Annotated in this window: 20 protein-coding genes; all 20 read left to right on the top strand. The window is 61.9% G+C overall.

The window, feature by feature from the left end:
• Positions 1-73 precede the first annotated feature (73 nt).
• Positions 74-1246 carry a M23 family metallopeptidase gene (locus tag VE23_RS09170; RefSeq protein ID WP_127505997.1) on the top strand — a complete coding sequence of 391 codons (1173 nt, stop codon included), beginning with the start codon at positions 74-76 and terminating at the stop codon, positions 1244-1246.
• Entirely contained in the window at positions 1239-2111 is an 873-nt protein-coding gene (locus tag VE23_RS09165; protein ID WP_048744773.1) for a M50 family metallopeptidase, read from the top strand. The genes VE23_RS09170 and VE23_RS09165 overlap by 8 nt, the downstream gene beginning before the upstream one ends.
• A 61-nt stretch (positions 2112-2172) precedes the next feature.
• Positions 2173-3453: an Rne/Rng family ribonuclease gene (locus VE23_RS09160; RefSeq protein WP_049867830.1), complete on the top strand. Its 1281-nt coding sequence runs from the start codon at positions 2173-2175 to the stop codon at positions 3451-3453.
• Between the two features lie 159 nt (positions 3454-3612).
• Entirely contained in the window at positions 3613-3924 is a 312-nt protein-coding gene (rplU, locus tag VE23_RS09155) for a 50S ribosomal protein L21 (protein ID WP_021881561.1), read from the top strand.
• A gap of 12 nt (positions 3925-3936) precedes the next feature.
• A complete protein-coding gene (locus VE23_RS09150; RefSeq protein WP_048744636.1) occupies positions 3937-4272 on the top strand; it encodes a ribosomal-processing cysteine protease Prp in 336 nt (111 codons plus the stop codon).
• Between the two features lie 20 nt (positions 4273-4292).
• Positions 4293-4604 (top strand): 50S ribosomal protein L27, encoded by a 312-nt coding sequence (gene rpmA / locus VE23_RS09145; protein ID WP_048744637.1) that lies wholly within the window; start codon positions 4293-4295, stop codon positions 4602-4604.
• A 121-nt stretch (positions 4605-4725) separates the two neighbouring features.
• Positions 4726-5460, top strand: a complete 735-nt coding sequence (locus tag VE23_RS09140) for a Spo0B domain-containing protein (RefSeq protein ID WP_049867829.1) — start codon at positions 4726-4728, stop codon at positions 5458-5460.
• Between the two features lie 13 nt (positions 5461-5473).
• The gene (gene obgE, locus VE23_RS09135) at positions 5474-6799 is read left to right on the top strand and encodes a GTPase ObgE (RefSeq protein WP_048744640.1); all 1326 of its coding nucleotides are present in this window, start codon (positions 5474-5476) and stop codon (positions 6797-6799) included.
• Between the two features lie 152 nt (positions 6800-6951).
• Positions 6952-7626 carry a class I SAM-dependent methyltransferase gene (locus tag VE23_RS09130; protein WP_049867828.1) on the top strand — a complete coding sequence of 225 codons (675 nt, stop codon included), beginning with the start codon at positions 6952-6954 and terminating at the stop codon, positions 7624-7626.
• 229 nt (positions 7627-7855) lie between these two features.
• Positions 7856-8296 carry an ACT domain-containing protein gene (locus VE23_RS09125; protein WP_076354318.1) on the top strand — a complete coding sequence of 147 codons (441 nt, stop codon included), beginning with the start codon at positions 7856-7858 and terminating at the stop codon, positions 8294-8296.
• Positions 8297-8373: 77 nt separating this feature from the next.
• On the top strand, positions 8374-9660 hold the full coding sequence (locus VE23_RS09120; RefSeq protein ID WP_049869674.1) for a homoserine dehydrogenase: 1287 nt from the start codon (positions 8374-8376) through the stop codon (positions 9658-9660).
• Complete coding sequence (gene thrB / locus VE23_RS09115; protein ID WP_049867827.1) at positions 9660-10631, top strand: homoserine kinase; 972 nt, start codon at positions 9660-9662, stop codon at positions 10629-10631. Before VE23_RS09120 ends, thrB begins: the two co-directional genes overlap by 1 nt.
• The gene (pheA, locus tag VE23_RS09110; RefSeq protein ID WP_048749341.1) at positions 10628-11494 is read left to right on the top strand and encodes a prephenate dehydratase; all 867 of its coding nucleotides are present in this window, start codon (positions 10628-10630) and stop codon (positions 11492-11494) included. The genes thrB and pheA overlap by 4 nt, the downstream gene beginning before the upstream one ends.
• A gap of 293 nt (positions 11495-11787) precedes the next feature.
• On the top strand, positions 11788-13737 hold the full coding sequence (locus VE23_RS09105) for a LysM peptidoglycan-binding domain-containing protein (protein ID WP_049867826.1): 1950 nt from the start codon (positions 11788-11790) through the stop codon (positions 13735-13737).
• A gap of 130 nt (positions 13738-13867) precedes the next feature.
• A complete protein-coding gene (locus tag VE23_RS09100) occupies positions 13868-14509 on the top strand; it encodes a BofC C-terminal domain-containing protein (RefSeq protein ID WP_049867825.1) in 642 nt (213 codons plus the stop codon).
• A gap of 236 nt (positions 14510-14745) precedes the next feature.
• Positions 14746-15249, top strand: a complete 504-nt coding sequence (gene ruvC, locus VE23_RS09095; protein WP_048746652.1) for a crossover junction endodeoxyribonuclease RuvC — start codon at positions 14746-14748, stop codon at positions 15247-15249.
• Positions 15246-15869, top strand: coding sequence for a Holliday junction branch migration protein RuvA (gene ruvA / locus VE23_RS09090; RefSeq protein ID WP_049867824.1), 624 nt, complete (start codon positions 15246-15248; stop codon positions 15867-15869). The genes ruvC and ruvA overlap by 4 nt, the downstream gene beginning before the upstream one ends.
• Before the next feature lie 18 nt (positions 15870-15887).
• Positions 15888-16889, top strand: a complete 1002-nt coding sequence (gene ruvB, locus VE23_RS09085) for a Holliday junction branch migration DNA helicase RuvB (RefSeq protein WP_049867823.1) — start codon at positions 15888-15890, stop codon at positions 16887-16889.
• 44 nt (positions 16890-16933) lie between these two features.
• Positions 16934-17395 (top strand): thiol-disulfide oxidoreductase DCC family protein, encoded by a 462-nt coding sequence (locus VE23_RS09080; protein ID WP_048746656.1) that lies wholly within the window; start codon positions 16934-16936, stop codon positions 17393-17395.
• A 62-nt stretch (positions 17396-17457) separates the two neighbouring features.
• A complete protein-coding gene (locus tag VE23_RS09075; RefSeq protein WP_049867822.1) occupies positions 17458-19563 on the top strand; it encodes a SpoIID/LytB domain-containing protein in 2106 nt (701 codons plus the stop codon).

Below are 19563 nucleotides of genomic sequence, written 5' to 3'. Positions count from 1 at the left end.
CGCTCATAAGGATAAGGAACAAGCCTCCGTCATCTTATCCGGCGGCGGAGATTCCGAAGGGAGCGGGACAAGGATGGATGCGGGAAACAAGGGACGGTTCGATGCCGATTATTCGACCCGGCGCCGCTTGAACGGCGGCCGCAGGCATGAGGAAGCGGAGGCAATCGGGACGGGCAACCGCGAGCGCCGCCAGGAAAGGATCCGGGAGTTGACGGAGAGCGGTCCCGGCGCGGGGATGCGTCCGGCTCCCTCTCGGTATGAAAAGGATACCGAGGCTGGGCGCGCCTCGTCCGGCTCGCCTCGAAAGCAAGGGGCGTTCGGCTCCGGCCCATCCGCCCAAAACAACGGAGGCGCAGGCGGCGCAGGACCGTACGGCACCCGCGTGTATGCTCCGCCGCCGGAAGCGTTTGACGCCGAGCCGGACGAGCTGTGGCAGGAAGCCTGGCCGCTCCCTTCCGAGAAGGATCCCGAGCTGGAATGGAAGCGCAGCGCCAACCCGTGGCAGCGGCTGGAGGAGGCGAGCGGCAGCCTTTCGGCTCCTTTCCGCAAGCAGGAAGGGAGGACGCCTTCATCCGGGCGCCGCTCCGGTTCCGGCGGAAGCCGCCAAGGAGGCGGCGGGACCAGCGGCTTCCGCCAGGAGCTCCAGGTGAAGCTGCTGCTCTCCGTCGCCTTGTTCGGGGCGGTATGGGGGCTGTTCCAGCTCAGCGGCGGAGCCGCGAGGCAAGGGCAGGCGCTGGTGACCGAAGCGCTGACCGAGCAGATGGATTTCACGCGGATAGCGGGCTGGTACAACCAGGTATTCGCAGGAGCGCCGTCCTTCATTCCCGGCTTCGGCATCCGGGACGGGGAGCAGACGGCAAGCGTAGGAGGGACGGTCAAGCCCGAAACGGTATCGCCGCTTGAAGGCGGCGCCGTCGTGAAGACGTTCGCCGAGTCGCTGGGCGGCGTGGAGATGGCGGGGCAGGCCGGAGGAGCGGTAAGGGCGGCCGAGCAGGGACGGGTCCAGGTCGTCTCGGCCGACGACGCCAAGGGACCGACGATCGTCATCCAGCATGCCGACGGCCGTACGACCTATTACGGCCAGCTGGGCGAGGCAGGCGTGCAGGTGAACGATTGGGTGACGGCCGGACAGGTGATCGGCAAGATGGGATCCGCGGCAGCGGACGGAAGCTTGCCCCTGCTCTATTTTGCGGTGAAGGACAACGACCGCTACGTCGACCCGGCGGAAGTGGTTCCGCTTGATTAACATCCGGGGAGTGAGGTGGAGCCTTCATCCCTTGTTCGCGGTGCTGATGCTGCTGTCGGTGATGACAGGCTATCTTGCCGAGCTCCTTACCCTTTTCACGCTCGTTTTCGTCCATGAGCTGGGACACGCGGCGGCAGCCTATGGGTACGGATGGACGATCAGGGAGATCAAGCTGCTGCCGTTCGGAGGCGTAGCCGAGCTCGAGGAGAAGCCGGGAGCGCCGGCGCGCGAGGAGGCGGTCATCGCGCTGGCAGGACCGCTCCAGAATGTATGGATGGCGGCAGCGGCCTGGGGGCTGGGCTCGCTTGGATGGATGGACGCGGGCTGGGCGGACTATCTGCTGCGCGCGAACCTGCTCCTGCTCGCCTTCAATCTGCTGCCGATTTATCCGCTGGACGGCGGCAGGCTGCTCCGGATCGCCTGCGGGCTTCGCTTTACCTTTTATTCGACGCTGAGGCTGACCGCATGGACCGGAATGGCGTTCAGCCTCGTCATGATCGGCTACGCGCTGCTGCCGCAGCTTCACCGGAGCAGCGGCATCCAGGCCAATCTGCTGGCGGTAGGGCTGTTTCTGCTGGCGACCAACTGGACCTACCGGAAGCACATTCCGTTCCTATTCCTGCGTTTTCTCGTGAACAGGGATCGCGGGGCGAGAAGGCGGATTCGGGAAGGCGTCCGGGCGAGGCCGATTGTCGTGACGCAGCGGCATCCGGTCTGGACGACGGCGAGGCTGTTCCTGCGGGACCATTATCATCTCGTCTACGTGATGGAAGAGCGGGGCCGGATCGTCAAGGTGCTGCCGGAGCAGAGGATCATCGAAGGATATTTGACGGGAGACCGTGCAGTTTCCGACCTTTTGAGGTAGAATAAGAGGCAAATCGAACGGTCTTGCAAAGACCGCGGGGGGCAGGTGTCACCGTCATATCATGAGGACAATGCTGATTCAGGCGAACGGTGCGCTGCTGCAGACGGCGGTGCTTCAGGGCGGGCGCGTCATGGAGTTTTTCATGGAGGATGCATCGGAAGGCGGTTTGGTCGGCAATATGTACAAAGGTCGCGTCGTCAACGTGCTGCCTGGCATGCAGGCGGCATTCGTCGATATCGGCCTGGCCAAAAACGCGTTTCTGTATATCGACGAGCTGCTCCATCCTGCAGCCGATCACGGCAAGGACAAGCCGGCCATCGCGGACCTGGTCCGTGTCGGCCAGGAGCTGCTCGTGCAGGTCATCAAGGAGCCGATCGGCGGCAAAGGAGCGCGGGTAACGACCCAGTTTTCCTTGCCGGGAAGATGGCTTGTCTACATGCCGGGCGCGGATTATGTCGGCGTATCCAAGAAGATCGGAGCCGAGAGCGAGCGCAGCAGGCTCCGAGGCGTCGGCGAGGAGCTGCGCAGAGGCAGCGAGGGCATCATCATGCGGACCGTGGCGGCCGGCGAGAGCCTGCATTCGCTGCGCCATGACCTGATGCAGCTCAGGGAAAGCTGGGAAGCGGTGGTGAAGAAGGCCAAAGGGCTCAAGCCGCCCCAGCCGGTCCTTCGCGAGGCGGCCTTGATGAGGCGGACGTTCCGCGACGTCTTCACGCCGGGCACCGAGGTGTACTTCGACGATCGGTCCCGGTACGAGGAGGCGCTGGGACTGGTCCGGGAGCTGGCGCCGGGCAGCGAGGCGCGGCTTCACCTGGCGGACAGGCAGGGCGGCAAGACCCTCTTCGAGCAGCATGGAATCGCCGAGCAGCTGAGCGCGGCCTTCCAGACGCGGATCTGGCTGCCGAGCGGCGGCTACCTCGTCTGGGAGCAGACCGAGGCGCTTACGGTCATCGATGTCAACACGGGCAAGTTCACCGGAACAAGCGGCTTGGAGGATACGGTGTTCCGCACGAACATGGAGGCGGCCCGCGAGATCGCCCGCCTGCTCCGGCTGCGCGACGTGGGCGGCATCATCATCGTGGATTTCATCGATATGGAAGACGGCATCCATCGGGAGAAGGTGCGCCATCAGCTCGAGGACGCCTCGCGGGACGACCGGAGCAAATGCCAGGTTCACGGCTGGACCCGGCTCGGCCTGCTCGAGATTACCCGCAAGAAAACGCGCAAGAGCATCGGGCCCAAGTTCCATGAGATCTGCGGCAGCTGCGGCGGGAGCGGGCAACGGTACGTCGGGCTCTCTCCGCGCGCCAAGGGCGGTCAGGATGGACGAGCTTCGACATAGCTATTGTATGAGCGCCTAGGATATGGTACACTACTTTGGTGTATGTCCCCCGAGGACATATATGGTACCGCACCGGACGGGTTTTCAAGCCGGGATCTCGCTCGTCGATTTCCCCACCTTTTCCAGGCGAGTCTTCGACTATAAGGAGGTGCACCATCCATGTTCGCAATTATCGAAACAGGCGGCAAGCAGTACAAAGTTCAGCAAGGCGACGTTCTCTACATCGAGAAGCTGAACGCCGGCGAAGGCGATACGGTAACGTTTGATCGCGTCCTGGCCGTATCCAAGGACGGAGGTCTCGTGACGGGTTCCCCGATCGTTTCCGGAGCTACGGTTTCCGGCAAGGTCGAGAAAATCGGCAGAGGCAAGAAGATCATCGTGTACAAGTACAAAGCCAAGAAGAACTACCGCCGCAAGCAAGGCCACCGTCAGCCGTACACGAAAGTCACGATCGAAAGCATCCAAGCGTAAGCTGGTGCTCTCATGATCGAGGTTACGTTCATCCGGCGGTCCGGTGACCGGCATATTACCGCCTTCTCCGTCAAGGGGCACGCGAAATATGCCAAAGCGGGCAAAGATATCGTATGCGCAGGTGTATCCGCCGTTACGGTGGGCACCGTGAATTCTATTGAGGCGTTGGCAGGCGTCGCCCTGCCGGCCGTCATGAAGAATGGATGGCTCCAATCGGAAATTCCAGCTCTGCAGGACGAAACGGCCGACGGCCGGGTCCAGCTGCTTCTGGAATCCATGGTGGTGATGCTGAGCGGAATCGCCGATTCCTACAGCAAATTCGTCACCTTGAACGAAGAGCTAGTTTAACGAGAAGGGAGGACACCGACATGTTGAAACTGAATCTTCAGTTGTTCGCTTCCAAAAAGGGCGTAGGCTCCACGAAGAACGGACGCGACAGCCAATCGAAGCGCCTCGGCGCCAAGCGTGCTGACGGTCAAGTCGTAAGCGCGGGCAGCATCCTGTTCCGTCAACGCGGAACGAAGATCCACCCGGGCAACAACGTGGGCATCGGCAAGGATGACACGCTGTACGCTCTGATCGACGGCGTCGTCAAGTTCGAGCGTTGGGGACGCGACCGCAAGAAAGCCAGCGTTTATCCCGTTGATCTGGCTCCGGTAGCTGCAGCAGTAGAAGCTTAAGTTCACGAGAGACGCGACCCGGCCTGATTTGAACAGGCCGGGTTTTTTTGTCAACAAATTGCCGGCTGCATACGGAGTTGGCTGGCCAGGGCATCCTTAAGGCAGAAAGTGGGATAAACGTATGAATCGCATCGGATCGGCTAAGCTGTATGCAGCGGGGTCTGTCCTGCTGCCTGCAGCAGGCGTGATCATTCGGCCTTCCTTGCTATGGACGCATATTTTGTTCATTCTGTGGGCCGTAGCCGCAGCTGCCTTCTGGATTGTCCAGGAGCGCAAGGAGCATGAGGACCGCGCCAGGCGCGCCTCCGCGCTCCAGCAGCAAGCCTCCATCCGTACGCTGAATCATCACCGGCATGACTGGATGAACGATTTGCAGGTGCTGTACGGCTATATCCGCATCGGCAAGCTGGATAGGGCTGCTGCCAGCGTGGAACGGATCCGGGACAAGATGGCGGTGGAGAGCAAGATCGCTCACCTGGGCATTCCTTCTCTCGTCGCCTATCTGCAATCTTTCCGCACGCTCAGCCACAATCTGGTGCTTGAAGTGGACGTCGAGGACAACCTCACGCTGGAGGATTTCCAGCTTGACCGAGACCGGACCGCGGATGCCCTGATCGAAGTCATTAACGCTTATCGCTTCGGCGTCAAGCCGGGAATCGGCGATCCTGCCGTCCTGGTGCTGAAGCTGTCCCGCGCAGCCGATGAGCTGATGGTGGAGCTGGAGTTCGCCGGCGAGCTGCGCGACGGCGATGAGCTGGTAGATAAATTGGAGCAGCGTCTGCGCGGAACCCCGCTGCAGGCCGTCAGCCTGAAGCAGTTCCGCCATGTGCTGCTTAAGGCTCCGCTCTGCGCATAATTGGAGGCTAATCATGTTTGTCGATAAAGCAAAAATATTTGTCAAAGGCGGAGACGGCGGAGACGGCATCGTATCGTTCCGGAGGGAGAAATACGTGCCCGAGGGCGGTCCAGCAGGCGGGGACGGCGGCCGTGGAGGCAATGTCATCTTCCGTGTGGACGAGGGCTTGCGCACGCTGATGGACTTCCGCTATCAGAAGCACTTCAAGGGCGAACGCGGCGAGCGGGGCCGTCCGAAGAGCATGCATGGAGCCGGAGCCGAGGATACGATCGTGCGCATTCCCCCGGGAACGATCATCATTGATGACGATACCGGCGAAATTGTCGGGGATATGACCCGCCACGGACAACAGGTCATCGTCGGCAAAGGCGGACGGGGCGGACGGGGCAACCCGCGCTTCGCGACGATCAGCAACCCCGCTCCCGAAATCGCGGAGAAGGGCGAGGAGGGCCAGGAGCGCTGGCTCGTGCTGGAGCTCAAGGTCATGGCCGATGTCGGGCTCGTCGGTTTCCCGAGCGTGGGCAAATCGACGCTGCTGTCGATCGTATCCGCCGCCAGACCGAAGATCGGCGCCTACCATTTTACGACGATCACGCCCAATCTTGGTGTTGTCGATGTCGAAGAGGGCCGCAGCTTCGTCATGGCCGACTTGCCGGGCTTGATTGAAGGCGCACATGAAGGCATCGGCCTTGGCCATGAATTCCTGCGCCATGTCGAGCGCACCCGAGTCATCATCCATGTCGTCGACATGTCGGGCACCGAAGGACGCGATCCGTTCGAGGACTGGCTGAAGATCAACGAAGAGCTCGTGCTCTACAACGCCAAGCTCGCCGAGCGTCCGCAGATCATCGCAGCCAACAAGATGGACATGCCCGAATCCGCCGCGAATCTGGAGCTGTTCCGCCAGAAGCTGGCGGAACGCGAAGAGGAAGGCCAGACCTACGACATCGTTCCCATCTCCTCGCTGACCAAGGAAGGCATTCAGGAGCTGCTCTACAAGGCAGCCGCAAAGCTGGATGAAATTCCGGAAGCGCCTGAACTCGAGGAGGTAAAGGAAGTCGAGGAGCGGAAAATTTACCGTCATGCCGAGAAGAAGGAAGAGCCGTTCCGCGTGTACCGCGAGAACGACTACTATGTCGTGGAGAGCGAATCGTTCGAGCGTCAGCTCAAGCGGATTCACCTCAACTCGTATGACGCCGTGAACCGCTTCGGCCGCATGCTGCGCAAGATGGGCGTCGATTCCGCTCTGCGGAAAATCGGAGCCAAGGATGGAGATACGGTGCATCTCGGCGAATTCGTGTTCGAATTTTTCGAGGGAAGCGAATACTCCCCGGAATAAGAGGCAAGCAGGGGGAATCGGGCCGGGAGAAATCCGGGCCTTTTCCTTTGTCTCTTTATAGATAACTCCTATAAAGTGATGGTTATTTTATATTTCAAAATAATAATGAATTCCCTTATGATGAGACTAAGAAAAGAAACGGGGTGGCAGCGATGGGAGATCGGGTTCAGCAGCAATTCGATGCGGTTTCGTCTCGATATGACGCACAGCGGAGAATGCTGATTCCTTGCTTCGACGACTTTTACGGAATGGCGGCCTGGGCCGCCGACAGCGCCGCAGCGGAGCCGAGGATATTGGATTTAGGGGCGGGAACGGGGCTGATGTCCTCCTTTATGAGGCAGCGTTATCCGAGAGCGCATATTACGCTGACGGATTTCACGGCAAGCATGCTGGACAAGGCGAGAGAACGATTTGCGGGCGACAGCCGAGTCGATTTCGTGCAAGCGGATATGACGGGCGAGCTTCCCGAAGGGCCTTACGACCTGATCGTTTCCTCGCTGGCCATCCATCATCTGCGGCATGAGGATAAGCGGTTGTTGTTCGGCAACGTGATGGCGCGGCTTGAAGACGGAGGCCGCTTCGTCAATGCCGATCAAGCCGCGGCGGAGTCCCCGTTGTTCGACCGGCTGTACCGGGAGCAGTGGCTGAGGGATATTTATGACGGCCGCTTGGCCGCGGAGGAGGCGGACGCCTCCGTGCTTCGAAGGGAAGTCGACATCAACGCGAAAGTGTCCGAGCAGCTTCGCTGGATGGAGGAAGCGGGCTTCTCCAGCGTCGATTGCGTCTATAAATATCGGGATTTTGCCGTGTTCTGCGCCGTGAAGTAAAGGGCCGCAAAACGATGTTCCGCTTAGAAACAGGTGAATAGATAGAGAGAGCAACACAGCTGCCGGATGATTGTCGATCGGGCAGCTTTTCTGATGGCAGTTTATGCGTTATAATGTACATAAATTCGTTAAAACGAACATTGGGCATGAAATCAACGGTTGCCGAAAGGATCGGTTTTCCGTATAATGTCCTCTATGGGAGTACATCTGTCTACGCTGGGAGGACGAAATGTTGACAGAGCGATATTATGTCGTCCGCGAGGATTTGCTGCCCGAAGCCATCATCAAGACGATCGCGGTCAAGGAGATGCTGGCGCGCGGCGAAGCGGCCACCATCCATGAGGCGGTGGAGAAGGCGGATCTGTCGCGCAGCGCGTTTTATAAGTATCGGGAAGGCGTGTTGACGCTGGGGGAGCTGGAGCGGGGGTCGATCATTACGGTGTCCATCGATTTGGAGCATCGGGCCGGCATTTTGTCCCAAGTGCTCAGCATGTTCGCGGCCCGAGGCGGCAACGTGCTGACGATCCATCAGAGCATCCCGCTGCAAGGCTCCGCCAATGTGGTGCTGTCGGTAGATACGGCTCCGATGAAGGATGAAGTGTTCGCATTCGTGGACGAACTTCGCTTGGTGCCAGGCGTCAAGCGGGCTTCGGTCATCGGCCAGGGATAGAAAAGCGCTGCGTCCGGTGCTGTGAATGCCGGATCGGCCTAAGCATGTCGACTAGGAACAGGAACGGGGGAATGGCGATGAAGCCGGTTAAGGTAGGGTTGCTCGGACTAGGAACGGTGGGCACGGGAGTCGTGCGGATCGTGGAGGGCCATCAGGCGGATTTGCGCAGCCAGGTCGGATCTCCGATCGAGATTGAGAAGGTGCTCGTGCAGAACGTGGAGAAGACGAGGACGATCGGCATCGATGCGGCGAAGCTGACGACCGATCCGTGGGAGATCATCCGCAATCCGGAGATCGATGTCATCGTAGAAGTCATGGGCGGCATCGAGAACACGAAGGAGTATATTCTCGAAGCTCTCTCTCGCGGCAAGCATATCGTCACGGCCAACAAGGATCTGATGGCGCTGCATGGCCGCGAGATTCTGGCCAGGGCCAGCGAGCAGCGCTGCGACGTTCTGTACGAAGCCAGCGTGGCTGGCGGCATTCCGATCATCCGCACGCTCAACGAAGGCTTCTCCTCGGACCGCATTACCAAAATCATGGGCATCGTCAACGGCACGACCAACTACATCCTGACGAAAATGAGCCAGGAGGGGGCGTCCTACGCCGACGTGCTGAAGGAGGCCCAGGATCTCGGCTACGCCGAAGCCGATCCGACCTCCGATGTGGAAGGGCTTGATGCCGCCCGCAAAATGACCATTCTCTCCCGGCTCGGCTTCCGCTCGGAAGTCAATCTCGAAGACGTTTCGGTCAAGGGCATCTCCTCCGTCTCCAAGGAAGACATCGCCTACGCGAAGCGGCTCGGCTACGAGGTCAAGCTGCTCGGCATCGCCGAGCGCCGGGACGAGTCGATCAGCGTCAGCGTGCAGCCGACGATGGTGAAGACGACCCATCCGATCGCCTCGGTCAACGGGGTGTTCAACGCCGTGTACGTCCACGGCGAAGCTGTCGGGGAAACGATGTTCTACGGCGCGGGCGCCGGAGAGCTGCCGACGGCGACCTCGGTCGTCGCGGATCTCGTGTCCGTGGTGAAAAACCTGAAGATCGGCGTCAACGGCCAGCAGGGCGTCATTTCCTACAACGAGAAGCGGCTCAAGACCGACGAGCAGATCTCGTCCAAGAACTTCCTCCGGCTCCATGTCGCGGACAAAGCCGGCGTTCTCGCCCGGATTACGCAGGTGTTCGCCGAATACGAAGTCAGCCTCGAATCCGTCATCCAGCAGCCGAATGCGGATCTGAAGGAAGCGGAGATCATCGTGATTACCCATAATGCCAGCAAGGCCGCGATGAATAAAGTGCTGGACGCCTTCCAGACGCTGGATGTCATCCAGAACGTGCAGAGCGTCTACCGGGTGGAAGGCTGATGGGCATGCGAAGCGTGCTGGTGCGAGTCCCGGCCAGCACGGCGAATCTGGGACCCGGCTTCGACTGTCTGGGCATGGCGCTGTCGCTCTATACATGGATCGAGATGAAGCCGGCGGACAAGGCTACGGTCATCCGGCTGCATGGGGAAGGGCTTGAAGGCATCCCGCTGGACAAAAGCAATTTGATCTACAAGACAGCCCAGCTCGTCTTTCAGGAAACGGGAACCGATCTGCCGGAGCTGGAAATCGACATGTACAGCGATATCCCGCTCACCCGCGGCCTCGGCAGCAGCGCGAGCGCCATCGTCGGCGCCCTGACGGCCGCAAGCGAGCTGACAGGCGGCGGCCTCGACCGCGATGCCCTGCTCCAGATCGCCAGCCGCCTGGAAGGGCATCCGGACAACGTCGGAGCCTCGCTGTTCGGCGGCATCGTCGCGGCGGCCTGGGACGGCACGCGGGCGGACTGCCTGCGCATCGAGCCGCCGGCCGGACTAGCCGCGCTCGTGGCGATTCCGCGCTTCCAGCTCTCGACCGAGAAAGCCCGGCATGCGCTGCCGGAGCAGCTGGCGCTGAGCGACGCCGTGCACAACATCGGCCGCAGCTCGCTGCTTGTGGCCGCTCTCGCCGGCGGCCGGCTCGACATGATCCGCCATGCGATGAAGGACAAGCTGCATCAGCCTTACCGGGCAGCGCTCATTCCGGGCATGGCCGAGGTTCTTGAGGGCGCGTCGGATCACGGAGCGCTCGGAGCTGCGCTGAGCGGCGCCGGCCCGACGCTGCTCGCCCTGATCGAGAACGGAAGCCCGCGAATGAGAGAGCTGGAGGCGTTCCTGCTCTCGACCTTGTCGGCTGCCGGAGTCGATGCGGATCTCCTGCTGCTGCAGCCCGATCCCGCCGGCGCGGTCGTCCTTGAGGGCGCCGATCCCGCACTGCCTTTCGCAGAGCGAATCAAAGGAGAAGTTCATTCATGATCAAAGTCGCCTTGCTTCCCGTCGTCTCCACCTCCGACGAGGCTGCCCGCAGCCTGTGCGGAGACAACGCCGAGAGAGTTTATTACCCGATGATATCCGATGTCTTCCTTGCCACGGCGGAGGGAAGGACCGATTACAGCGTCATTCCGATCGAGAATACGATCGAGGGCTCCGTCAACCTCCATATGGACTGGCTTCTGCACGAAGTGGATTTGCCGATCCAGGCGGAATGGATCTATCCGTCCCGCCAGCAGCTGATCGGCCGCAAGGACGAGCTGCTCGGAGCGGGAGGAGAGCCGGAGTACGGCCGCATCGTCAAGGTGTTCAGCCATCCCGTCGCGCTGGCCCAGTGCCAGAGCTTCCTGCGCGGCCATCTCCAGCATGCCCAATGGGAGCCGGTCAGCAGCACCGCGGAGGCGGTTCGGATCGTATCCGAGAATCCGGGCCAGGGCTGGGCTGCGATCGGGCTGACGCTGGCGGCGGCCCACTACGGCCTTGACGTGCTGCGCGAACGGGTGACGGATCACGACAACAACTACACCCGCTTCCTGCTGGCCGGTCCGAAGCCGTTCGAGCTGCGCCAGTCCCCTGTCCGCAAGACGTCCATTCTCGTCACCTTGCCGGAAGATTACCCGGGAGCGCTCCATCAGGTGCTGTCCGCCTTCGCCTGGCGAAGGATCAACCTCGGGAGGATCGAATCCCGTCCGACCAAAAAACGTCTGGGCACGTACCATTTCGTCATCGACATCGAGATGGCTCTGGACACGGTCCTTCTCCCGGCGGCGCTGCAGGAGATCGAAGCGATCGGCTGCCAGGTAAGGGTGCTCGGCACCTATCCGAGCTTCGGCAGCACGGCGGATTGATCCGTTTTGAAGCGCCGAGCATCATTCTTTTCTGCCGATACCGAATAAGTGAAGGGTCTGTCCTTAGTCGTTTCGTGACTAGCGGGACAGCCCTTCTTCGCGTTCAGGACCAAGCCGCAGGAATACGAGCCAGCTGTCATTCGTACGGATATTCGGTACGCTTCCCGGCAGGGCTTGTATTTTTTTGCTGAAAAGGGAGACAGACGCCCAGTCGCTGCATACGATGTAACGACGGGCAGATAGGCTGCAGTCCTGCCGCTGCGCACAGCACGCGAAGAGGAGGGAGTCGGCTAGTGAAAATCCATATTGTCAAAGAGGGAGAATCATTCTACCTCATCGGCCAGAAATACGGGGTGACGGTGGAGGAGCTGAAGAAGCTCAACCCATCCGTGACCGATGACAAGAATCTGCAGATCGGCGCCAAAATCAAGGTTCCTTCGGAAGAGGAAAAGCCGTGGAGCGGCGGCTTGATCCACAAGTACACGGTGAAAGAGGGGGATACGCTCTGGAAGCTCTCGAAGGCTTGGGGAGTGCCCCTGAACGAGCTCATCAAGGCCAACTCGCAACTGACGAATCCGGATGCGCTGAATGTCGGCGATACGGTCAATATTCCAAAGCTAAAGGAATCGACCGGATTATCCCCCGAGCATAAATCCGATCATCACGGCCACGCGGGAGGAAAAGCGTTCACGGGACCGATCGTCGACGGCAAAAAGAACACGGCGCCCATCGAGGAGAAGCCGCCTACGGCGGTGAAGCCACCTACGGCGGTGAAGCCTCCAACGGCGGAGAAGCCTCCAACGGCTGTGAAGCCGCCCGAGCCGGTTCCTGTGCCGCCGCCCGCCCCTCCTGTGCCGCCGGCGCTTCCGGCCGAGGAGAAGGCATATGGGAAGCCTTATCAATCCCATTATACGGAGAAGGCGATCCATCCTTTCGCACAGGAGAAGCTTCCGGCCGTCGAAGCGATCGCTCCGCTGTTTGAGCTTCCCAAAATGCCGGAATATGCTCCGTCCCCATCCTATGGAAGCGGGTATGCGAATACGGAAGCAGGGTCTTACGGCGTCCAGGGCACCGGGTACGGGAACGCCTACTCGCAGGGCGGGCATGCCGCGGGATACGGGCAGGAGCTCCCTGGACTAGGCGGCCAGATGGATGGCTACGGCGCATTTAACGTCTGGCCGGCGGCCGCCGGAGCTTCCGTCGAACAGCCCTATGCCGCCGCTTCCCCTTGGATGGCCGGCTATCCGGCCGGTTATGGAGTCGCGGGGCATCAGCAAGGGTACGGTTACCCGGGAGGCGCGGTGCAGGGAGCCGCGCAGATGCCGGGAGACGGCTATGGTTCCCAGGCGGGAAGCCCGGGGCATGACGGCTATGGAGCTGCCGCAGCAGGCATGCAGGATTGTTACCCGCCGGGATACGGCGGATACGGCCATGGCGGATACGGCCATCACGGCTATGCAGCGGGAGCGCAAGGATACGGCGGATACGGCCATCCCGGCTATGCAGCGGAAGCGCAAGGATACGGCGGATACGGCCATCACGGCTACGCAGCGGAAGCGCAAGGATACGGCGGATACGGCCATCCCGGCTATGCAGCGGAAGCGCAAGGGTACGGCGGATACGGCCATCACGGCTACGCAGCGGAAGCTCAAGGCTATGGCGGATACGGCCATCCGGGTTACGCCGCCGAAGCGCAAGGGTATGGCGGATACGGCCATCAAGGATACGGCGCCCAGAACAACGGAGCGCATGTATACGGCGGGGGAGGTTATCCTCAGGGCATCATGCCGGCCGCAGGAGCGGCTGCTCCCGGTTCGTACAATTACGACGGCGGCGGCCAGTGGAATGCAGCTGGAGCAGTCGCCGGCGCCGCCAGTCCTGCCCAGTGGCCTGGATACCAAGGCTGGGGCGCGGAAGCTCAAGGGTATCCCGCCTCTCCGGGAGGCTGGCCGCAGACGGCCGCCGTACAGGGCTACGGCGTGAATCCGGGGTATGGAGGAGCGCCGCCGGATGAATCTGCTCCGGTAGCGGTCCAGCCTTCCTGCTGCGGAGACAGGGACGAGGAGGAGGCGCAGGCGGCTGAGAAGGCAGTCAAGCCGGAGACCAAATCGAAGGCTGAAGCCAAGCCGGCGAAAACGGGCACGGCAGCCGCGCGCAAGCAGCCAAAAAAAGCGGTTATACGCAGCGCTTCCCGGCCGGCTCCCCGCGCCTCCAAGGGCAGCAAGCCCTGGATCAACCGCTGACGGAAGCCGAGCATGGGGAATGGCCACAGAGCCGAGCCGGGCTGAACTCGCAGCCCGGTTCTTTTTTATGCTTGCATAATTCATCCAGCCGGAAGGCAGACTAGCCGAAACTGCCAAGAAGGGGCTATGGATGACCATGTTGTCAATCAGCATCTGGAACCATCTGAAACGGAAATATTTGAGGCGCAGGCGCGGCCGCTCGCCGCTCAGCCTGGCCTGCGCGCTTCTGCTTCCTGCAGCGCTTCTGCTGGGCTCTTCCGCAGCCGAGGCGGCCGCTCGGAGCGGGCCGGACCTTACACAGGAGGGGATCTCTTCCTTTCTGGAAGGAAGCGCATCTGCCGCGGTCACGATGAAAAGAGTCTATCTATGCGGAGAGGAAATCCGTCCGCTCGGCGTCATGGATCCTCCTTCCGTGCTGAAGCTGCTCGGCAGCCATCCCGGCTGGGAAGCCGGATTCGATGATAAGGGCGGCGTCGTCGTGACCGAGCGGATCGACGATCTGTCCGAGGCCTGCAAGCAGAGCGCGACTTTCGGGGTGGATGACGGGGGAAGCCTGACGTTGTTCGAAGGTCCTCCGAGCGACGAGAAGGTCATGAAGACGTTTTTTCAGCTCGACCTGCAGTACATGGAAAGCGCGCTGCCCAAGCAGGAACGGGACAGGCTGCTGAGCGGCATCCGCGTCCAGGACAGGGACGAGTTCAACAGCGTCTTGTCGACGTACAACGATTTTGCCCTGGAGAGATCCAGAGGAGCGATGAAGCGCGCCTACTGATTCCGTTCGGATATCAGCAGACTGCGCTTCCGCCGACAGCATGTCTTCCCGTCCGGTTCCAGTCCGGCAAGCCCGTTCTCCGAGCGCCTTTGCGAAAAGGCGTTTTTTGCTTTTCGGCGAGCGGTCTGAAACGCTTGTTCTCATGTCATCCACTTCCTGTTATAATAGATAGAGTCTGTTTTTCGCTACATAGAGATAGATTTCATTGTCCAGCTTTCATACAAGGAGAGTGCGCGATGCGGATTTTAGGGATCGACCCCGGCATCGCCATCGCGGGATTCGGGTTCATCGACAAGGACGGCATGAAGCTTACGCCGGTCCAATACGGCTCCATCGAGACGGAAGCCGGCACCCCTCACGAGGTGCGGCTCAAGCAGGTCTACGAGTCTGCTTCGGCTCTGATGGACAAATACAAGCCGGACTCCGTTGCCGTCGAGAAGCTGTTCTTCAACCGCAACGTGACGACGGCCTTCACGGTCGGCGAAGCCCGGGGCGTCATTATTTTGGCCGCCGCGCAGAGGGGGCTTCCCATTACGGAATATACGCCGATGCAGGTCAAGCAGGCCGTCGTCGGCTACGGCAAGGCCGAGAAGCGCCAGGTACAGGAGATGGTGCGGATGTTCCTCAAGCTGGCCAAGGTGCCCAAGCCCGACGACGTCGCCGATGCGCTTGCGGTTGCCGTCTGCCATGCCCACGCTTCCGGCATGATGTCCAAGATAAACGAGGTGCGCCGCAGATGATCGATTTTGTAAAAGGCCGTGTGGCCTATGTGGATACGGATTATATCGTCGTCGACGTTCGGGATGTCGGGTACCAGGTCTACACGCCGAATCCTTACGCGTTCGCCCGGGGGGAGGAGCCGGTAACCGTCTACTGCCACCACCATGTGCGCGAGGACGCGGCGCAGCTGTTCGGCTTCCAGACGAGGGAGGAGCAGGCGCTCTTCCGCAAGCTGCTGGAGGTATCCGGCATCGGGCCGAGGGTCGCGGTCGGAATTCTGGCCGGCGGCCGCCCGGAGGCGGTCATCTCGGCCATCCACCGCGAGGATTTGAGCTTCCTCACCCGGCTGCCCGGCATCGGCAAGAAGACGGCCCAGCGGATGATTCTGGACCTCAAGGACAAGCTGCAGATCACGTCGGCTTCCATCGAGCTCGTATGGGAAGCCGAAGCCGCCGGCGGAGCGGCAGTCGCCGCCGCCGGCGAGGACAGCTGGGGCGAGGCGAGGGAAGCCCTCGGAGCCCTCGGTTATACGGCGTCGGAGCTGGACCGCGCCTGGGCGGGCATGGGCGGCTCGCAGCAGCCCGGAGAGACCGTGGACGCGCTCATGAAGCGGGCGCTGCAGCAGCTGTTCAAGGGATAGCGGAAAGGGAGGTTTTGCATGGAAGACGATCGCATCATTTCCGCCAATCTGATGATGGAGGACCAGGCTGTCGAATACAGCCTGCGTCCGAGGTATCTCGCCGAGTACATCGGCCAGTCCCAGGTGAAGGACAACCTCAAGGTATTCATCGAGGCGGCCAAGCTCCGCAAGGAGGCTCTCGACCATGTGCTGCTCTACGGCCCGCCGGGACTCGGCAAAACGACTCTCTCGAACATCATCGCCAACGAGCTCGGCGTCAACCTGCGCACGACCTCCGGCCCGGCGATCGAGCGTCCGGGAGATCTGGCCGCCCTGCTCACGAACCTGCAGGAGGGCGATGTGCTGTTCATCGACGAAATCCACCGCTTGAACCGCTCCGTGGAGGAAGTGCTGTACCCGGCGATGGAGGATTTCTGCCTGGACATCATGATCGGCAAAGGTCCCAGCGCGCGCTCCGTGCGGCTTGACCTGCCCCCGTTCACGCTGATCGGAGCCACGACCCGCGCCGGGCTGCTCAGCGCCCCTCTGCGCGACCGCTTCGGAGTCGTCAGCAGGCTGGAGTATTACGGCACGGACGAGCTGGCGTTCATCATCTCCCGCTCCGCCGAGATTCTGGAGGTCGGCATGGTCGGCGATGCGGCCTCCGAGATCGCACTGCGCTCGCGGGGAACGCCGCGGATCGCCAACCGGCTCCTCAAGCGGGTTCGCGATTTCGCGCAGGTCCGCGGCAACGGCATCATTACGAACGAGCTCGCCCAGCAGGCGCTGTCGCTGATCGCGGTGGATCCGCTCGGACTCGACCGGATCGACCACAAGATGCTGCAGGCGATGATCGCCAACTATCGCGGCGGCCCCGTAGGCCTGGACACGATCGCAGCGACGATCGGCGAGGAAAGCCAGACGATCGAGGATGTGTACGAGCCGTATCTCATGCAGATCGGCTTCCTGCAGCGGACTCCGCGAGGGCGTGTCGTCACTCCTCTTGCCTACCGCCATCTGGGCTTGCCCGTACCGGAATAATGGCCGCGGCAGACAAGCCGCATGGCCTAAGGGAGGATCCGCCGATGAAGGAGCAACGGTCCGGAGCCGCTGAAGACAGCGCGCTCACCGTCATCTACGACGGCCAGTGCAACCTCTGCCTCGCCTCGGTCGACAGGCTGGGCCGACTGGGCTCGCGGGCGGAGCTGAAGTTTGTTCCGTTGCAGAATCTGGACCGGCTCCAGGGCCGGGCCGCCGAGCGGTTACTGGACATCGACGCGGAAGCGCTGAGGGACAGGATGCATGTCGTTGACGGCGCAGGGCGCTTGTATGCGGGCAGCGACGCCGTCGTGCGCATCCTGCGCACGGTTCCTGGCTTCGGTCCGGCAGGCTGGCTGTACCGGCTGCCGGGCATGAGCCGTCTTGGAGACCGGATTTATCGCTACATCGCCAAACGCCGCTATGACTGGTTCGGGAAGGCGGACGAAGCCTGTTCCCCGGATGGATGCCGCATTCCCCCCGAGGACCGTACCGACAAGACCCTGTAAGGTGCCCGCCTGCACGCCGGCCGACGGCCGCGAGCCGGCGGAGCACACGGAAGGAGAGAACCATGAACAGACCGATAGCCCGAATTCTCCCCAAAGGCCTGCTGGCAGCCGCCGTTCTGGGCGGCTGCCTCTACTTGCCTCCCAAGGCGGAAGCGGACGGGATCGAGGTCATGGACACGATTCGCGTCGGCTTGTTCATCACCGTACCGAACAAATATACGCTGTCGATTCCGGCCGCAACGTTCAGCTCCGACGGCGGGATAGCCATCGGCGTCAGCCAAGGGGGAACGGCCAAACCTCTGGCTTTCGCTGTCGGCGGCGCGACTGCCCGGGTAGCCGTGGAGAACTATTCCGTCCTGCTGGGAGAGAACAGCTCCTTCGCGGCCGCGCTGGCAGTATTCAAAGCCGTGCAGACTGCCGGAGGAAACGCCGTGCTGGAGGCGGTGGACCGCGGGGGCGGCACTTCCTACCAAGTGTCGGAAGGCTCCTACTCCTCTGCGGCTGCGGCAGGGACCGCTCTTGCCAAATGGAACGCGAACGCGACGGTGAAGGCATTCGGCGGCGGCGCCTCCGTGCGCGGACCGCTTCACCTGGAGACGGCCGCGTACGCGTCCGAGCAGGAGGCGCGGCTCGCGATGGCCTCGTTCAGCGCTTCCGGAACGGATACATTCCTTGCGCTGCGCCCATCGGATTCCGGAACCCGTTATTCCGTCATGGTGGGAGCGGCGGCGGACAGCGCTTCGCTGGAAGCCGTGAAGCTCAAGCTGGCCGGAATCGCGGAGGCGACCGGGCTGAAGCAGGCTGCGGCGGGCGATTATCTGCTGCAGCGGAGGGATTTGTCCGTCACCCAGAAGGAAGCGGCGCCCGGCATGCTGCTGACTTTCCCGGCGGGCACGAAGGCTGTCGTGTTGCCGTCCTCGACCCAAGGCGTGAAACTTGCCGAGCGCTACGCCCGTACATACAGAGGCCAGTTCGAGTTAAGCAGCTACAACAACGCTCTTGCCGTCATCAACGAGCTTCCGTTCGAGCAGTATCTGTATTCCGTCGTCGGCGGGGAAATGCCCGGCTCCTGGCCGATCGAGGCGCTCAAGGCGCAAGCCGTGGCCGCCCGCTCGTACGCCGTCTACCAGGGGACCGGCTTCGGCATCGCCCAGGTCGTCGACACGACGCTCAGCCAGGCGTACAACGGTGTCGCCTCCGAGAAGGCGACGACCATCAAGGCGGTCGACGATACCAAGGGGCAGGTCATGCTCAGCGGGGGCAAGCCTGTCGAGGCGGTATTCTCTTCCAGCGCCGGAGGGTATACAGCGGATCCATCCGAAGTATGGGGAAGCAAGGTGCCGTATCTGGCTCCGGTCCAAAGCCCGGACGATTCTTCCGAGAACGGCCTGTTCAAATGGTACCGGGTCATGGCTCCGAGCGGCGGCACCGGCTTCATCCGGTCCGACACGGCTGACCTGACCGGCGAGAAGAACGCAGCCGGGGCTGTCATCGCGCGCATCAAGTCCGCCGCTACCAATGTGAGGCCGCTGCCTCTCATCCAGGACGGCGTGAATCCGGTGGACAAGCTGGACGCCGGGGCTAAGGTGACGGTGCTGGAGACGGTCGCGCAGTCCAATGAATTCAACTGGATGCGCGGCCCGTTCACCTCGGCCCAGCTGCTGGATGCCATGAAGGGCAAGACGACCTCGGCCGTATCGGGACCGATTCAGTCGCTGGAGGTCGCCTCGCGCGGACCTTCAGGGCGGGTCATGCAGGTGAACGTGAACGGCAAAGCCGTTCCGGTCAAGTATCCGGACTCCCTGCGCACCGCGCTTGGCAGCTTGCCGAGCACGCGGTTCGCCATCGAGCCGGCCGGGCAGGTGTCGCTTCTCGGCGCCGGCGGCGCCTCGGCGGTCAAGGAAACGGGAGCCGCCGTCCAAGTGCTGGGAGCCGGCGGAGCCAAAGCATCGCCATCGGGCGGAGCGGGCCTGACGGTCATGAACGCCTCCGGAGCCATCCGGCCCGTCTCCGCTTCGCAGACGTGGCTCATCCGGGGAACCGGCAACGGGCACGGCCTCGGAATGTCGCAATACGGCGCCAAGGGCCTGGCCGATACCGGGTATGATTACCAACGCATTCTGAAATACTACTACAAAGAGATTGAACTCGCTAAGGACGGAAGCTGA

Source organism: Paenibacillus sp. D9, from assembly GCF_001188365.1.
Taxonomy (GTDB): domain Bacteria; phylum Bacillota; class Bacilli; order Paenibacillales; family Paenibacillaceae; genus Paenibacillus_O; species Paenibacillus_O humicus.
This window is presented reverse-complemented; position numbering and strand designations above follow the sequence as displayed.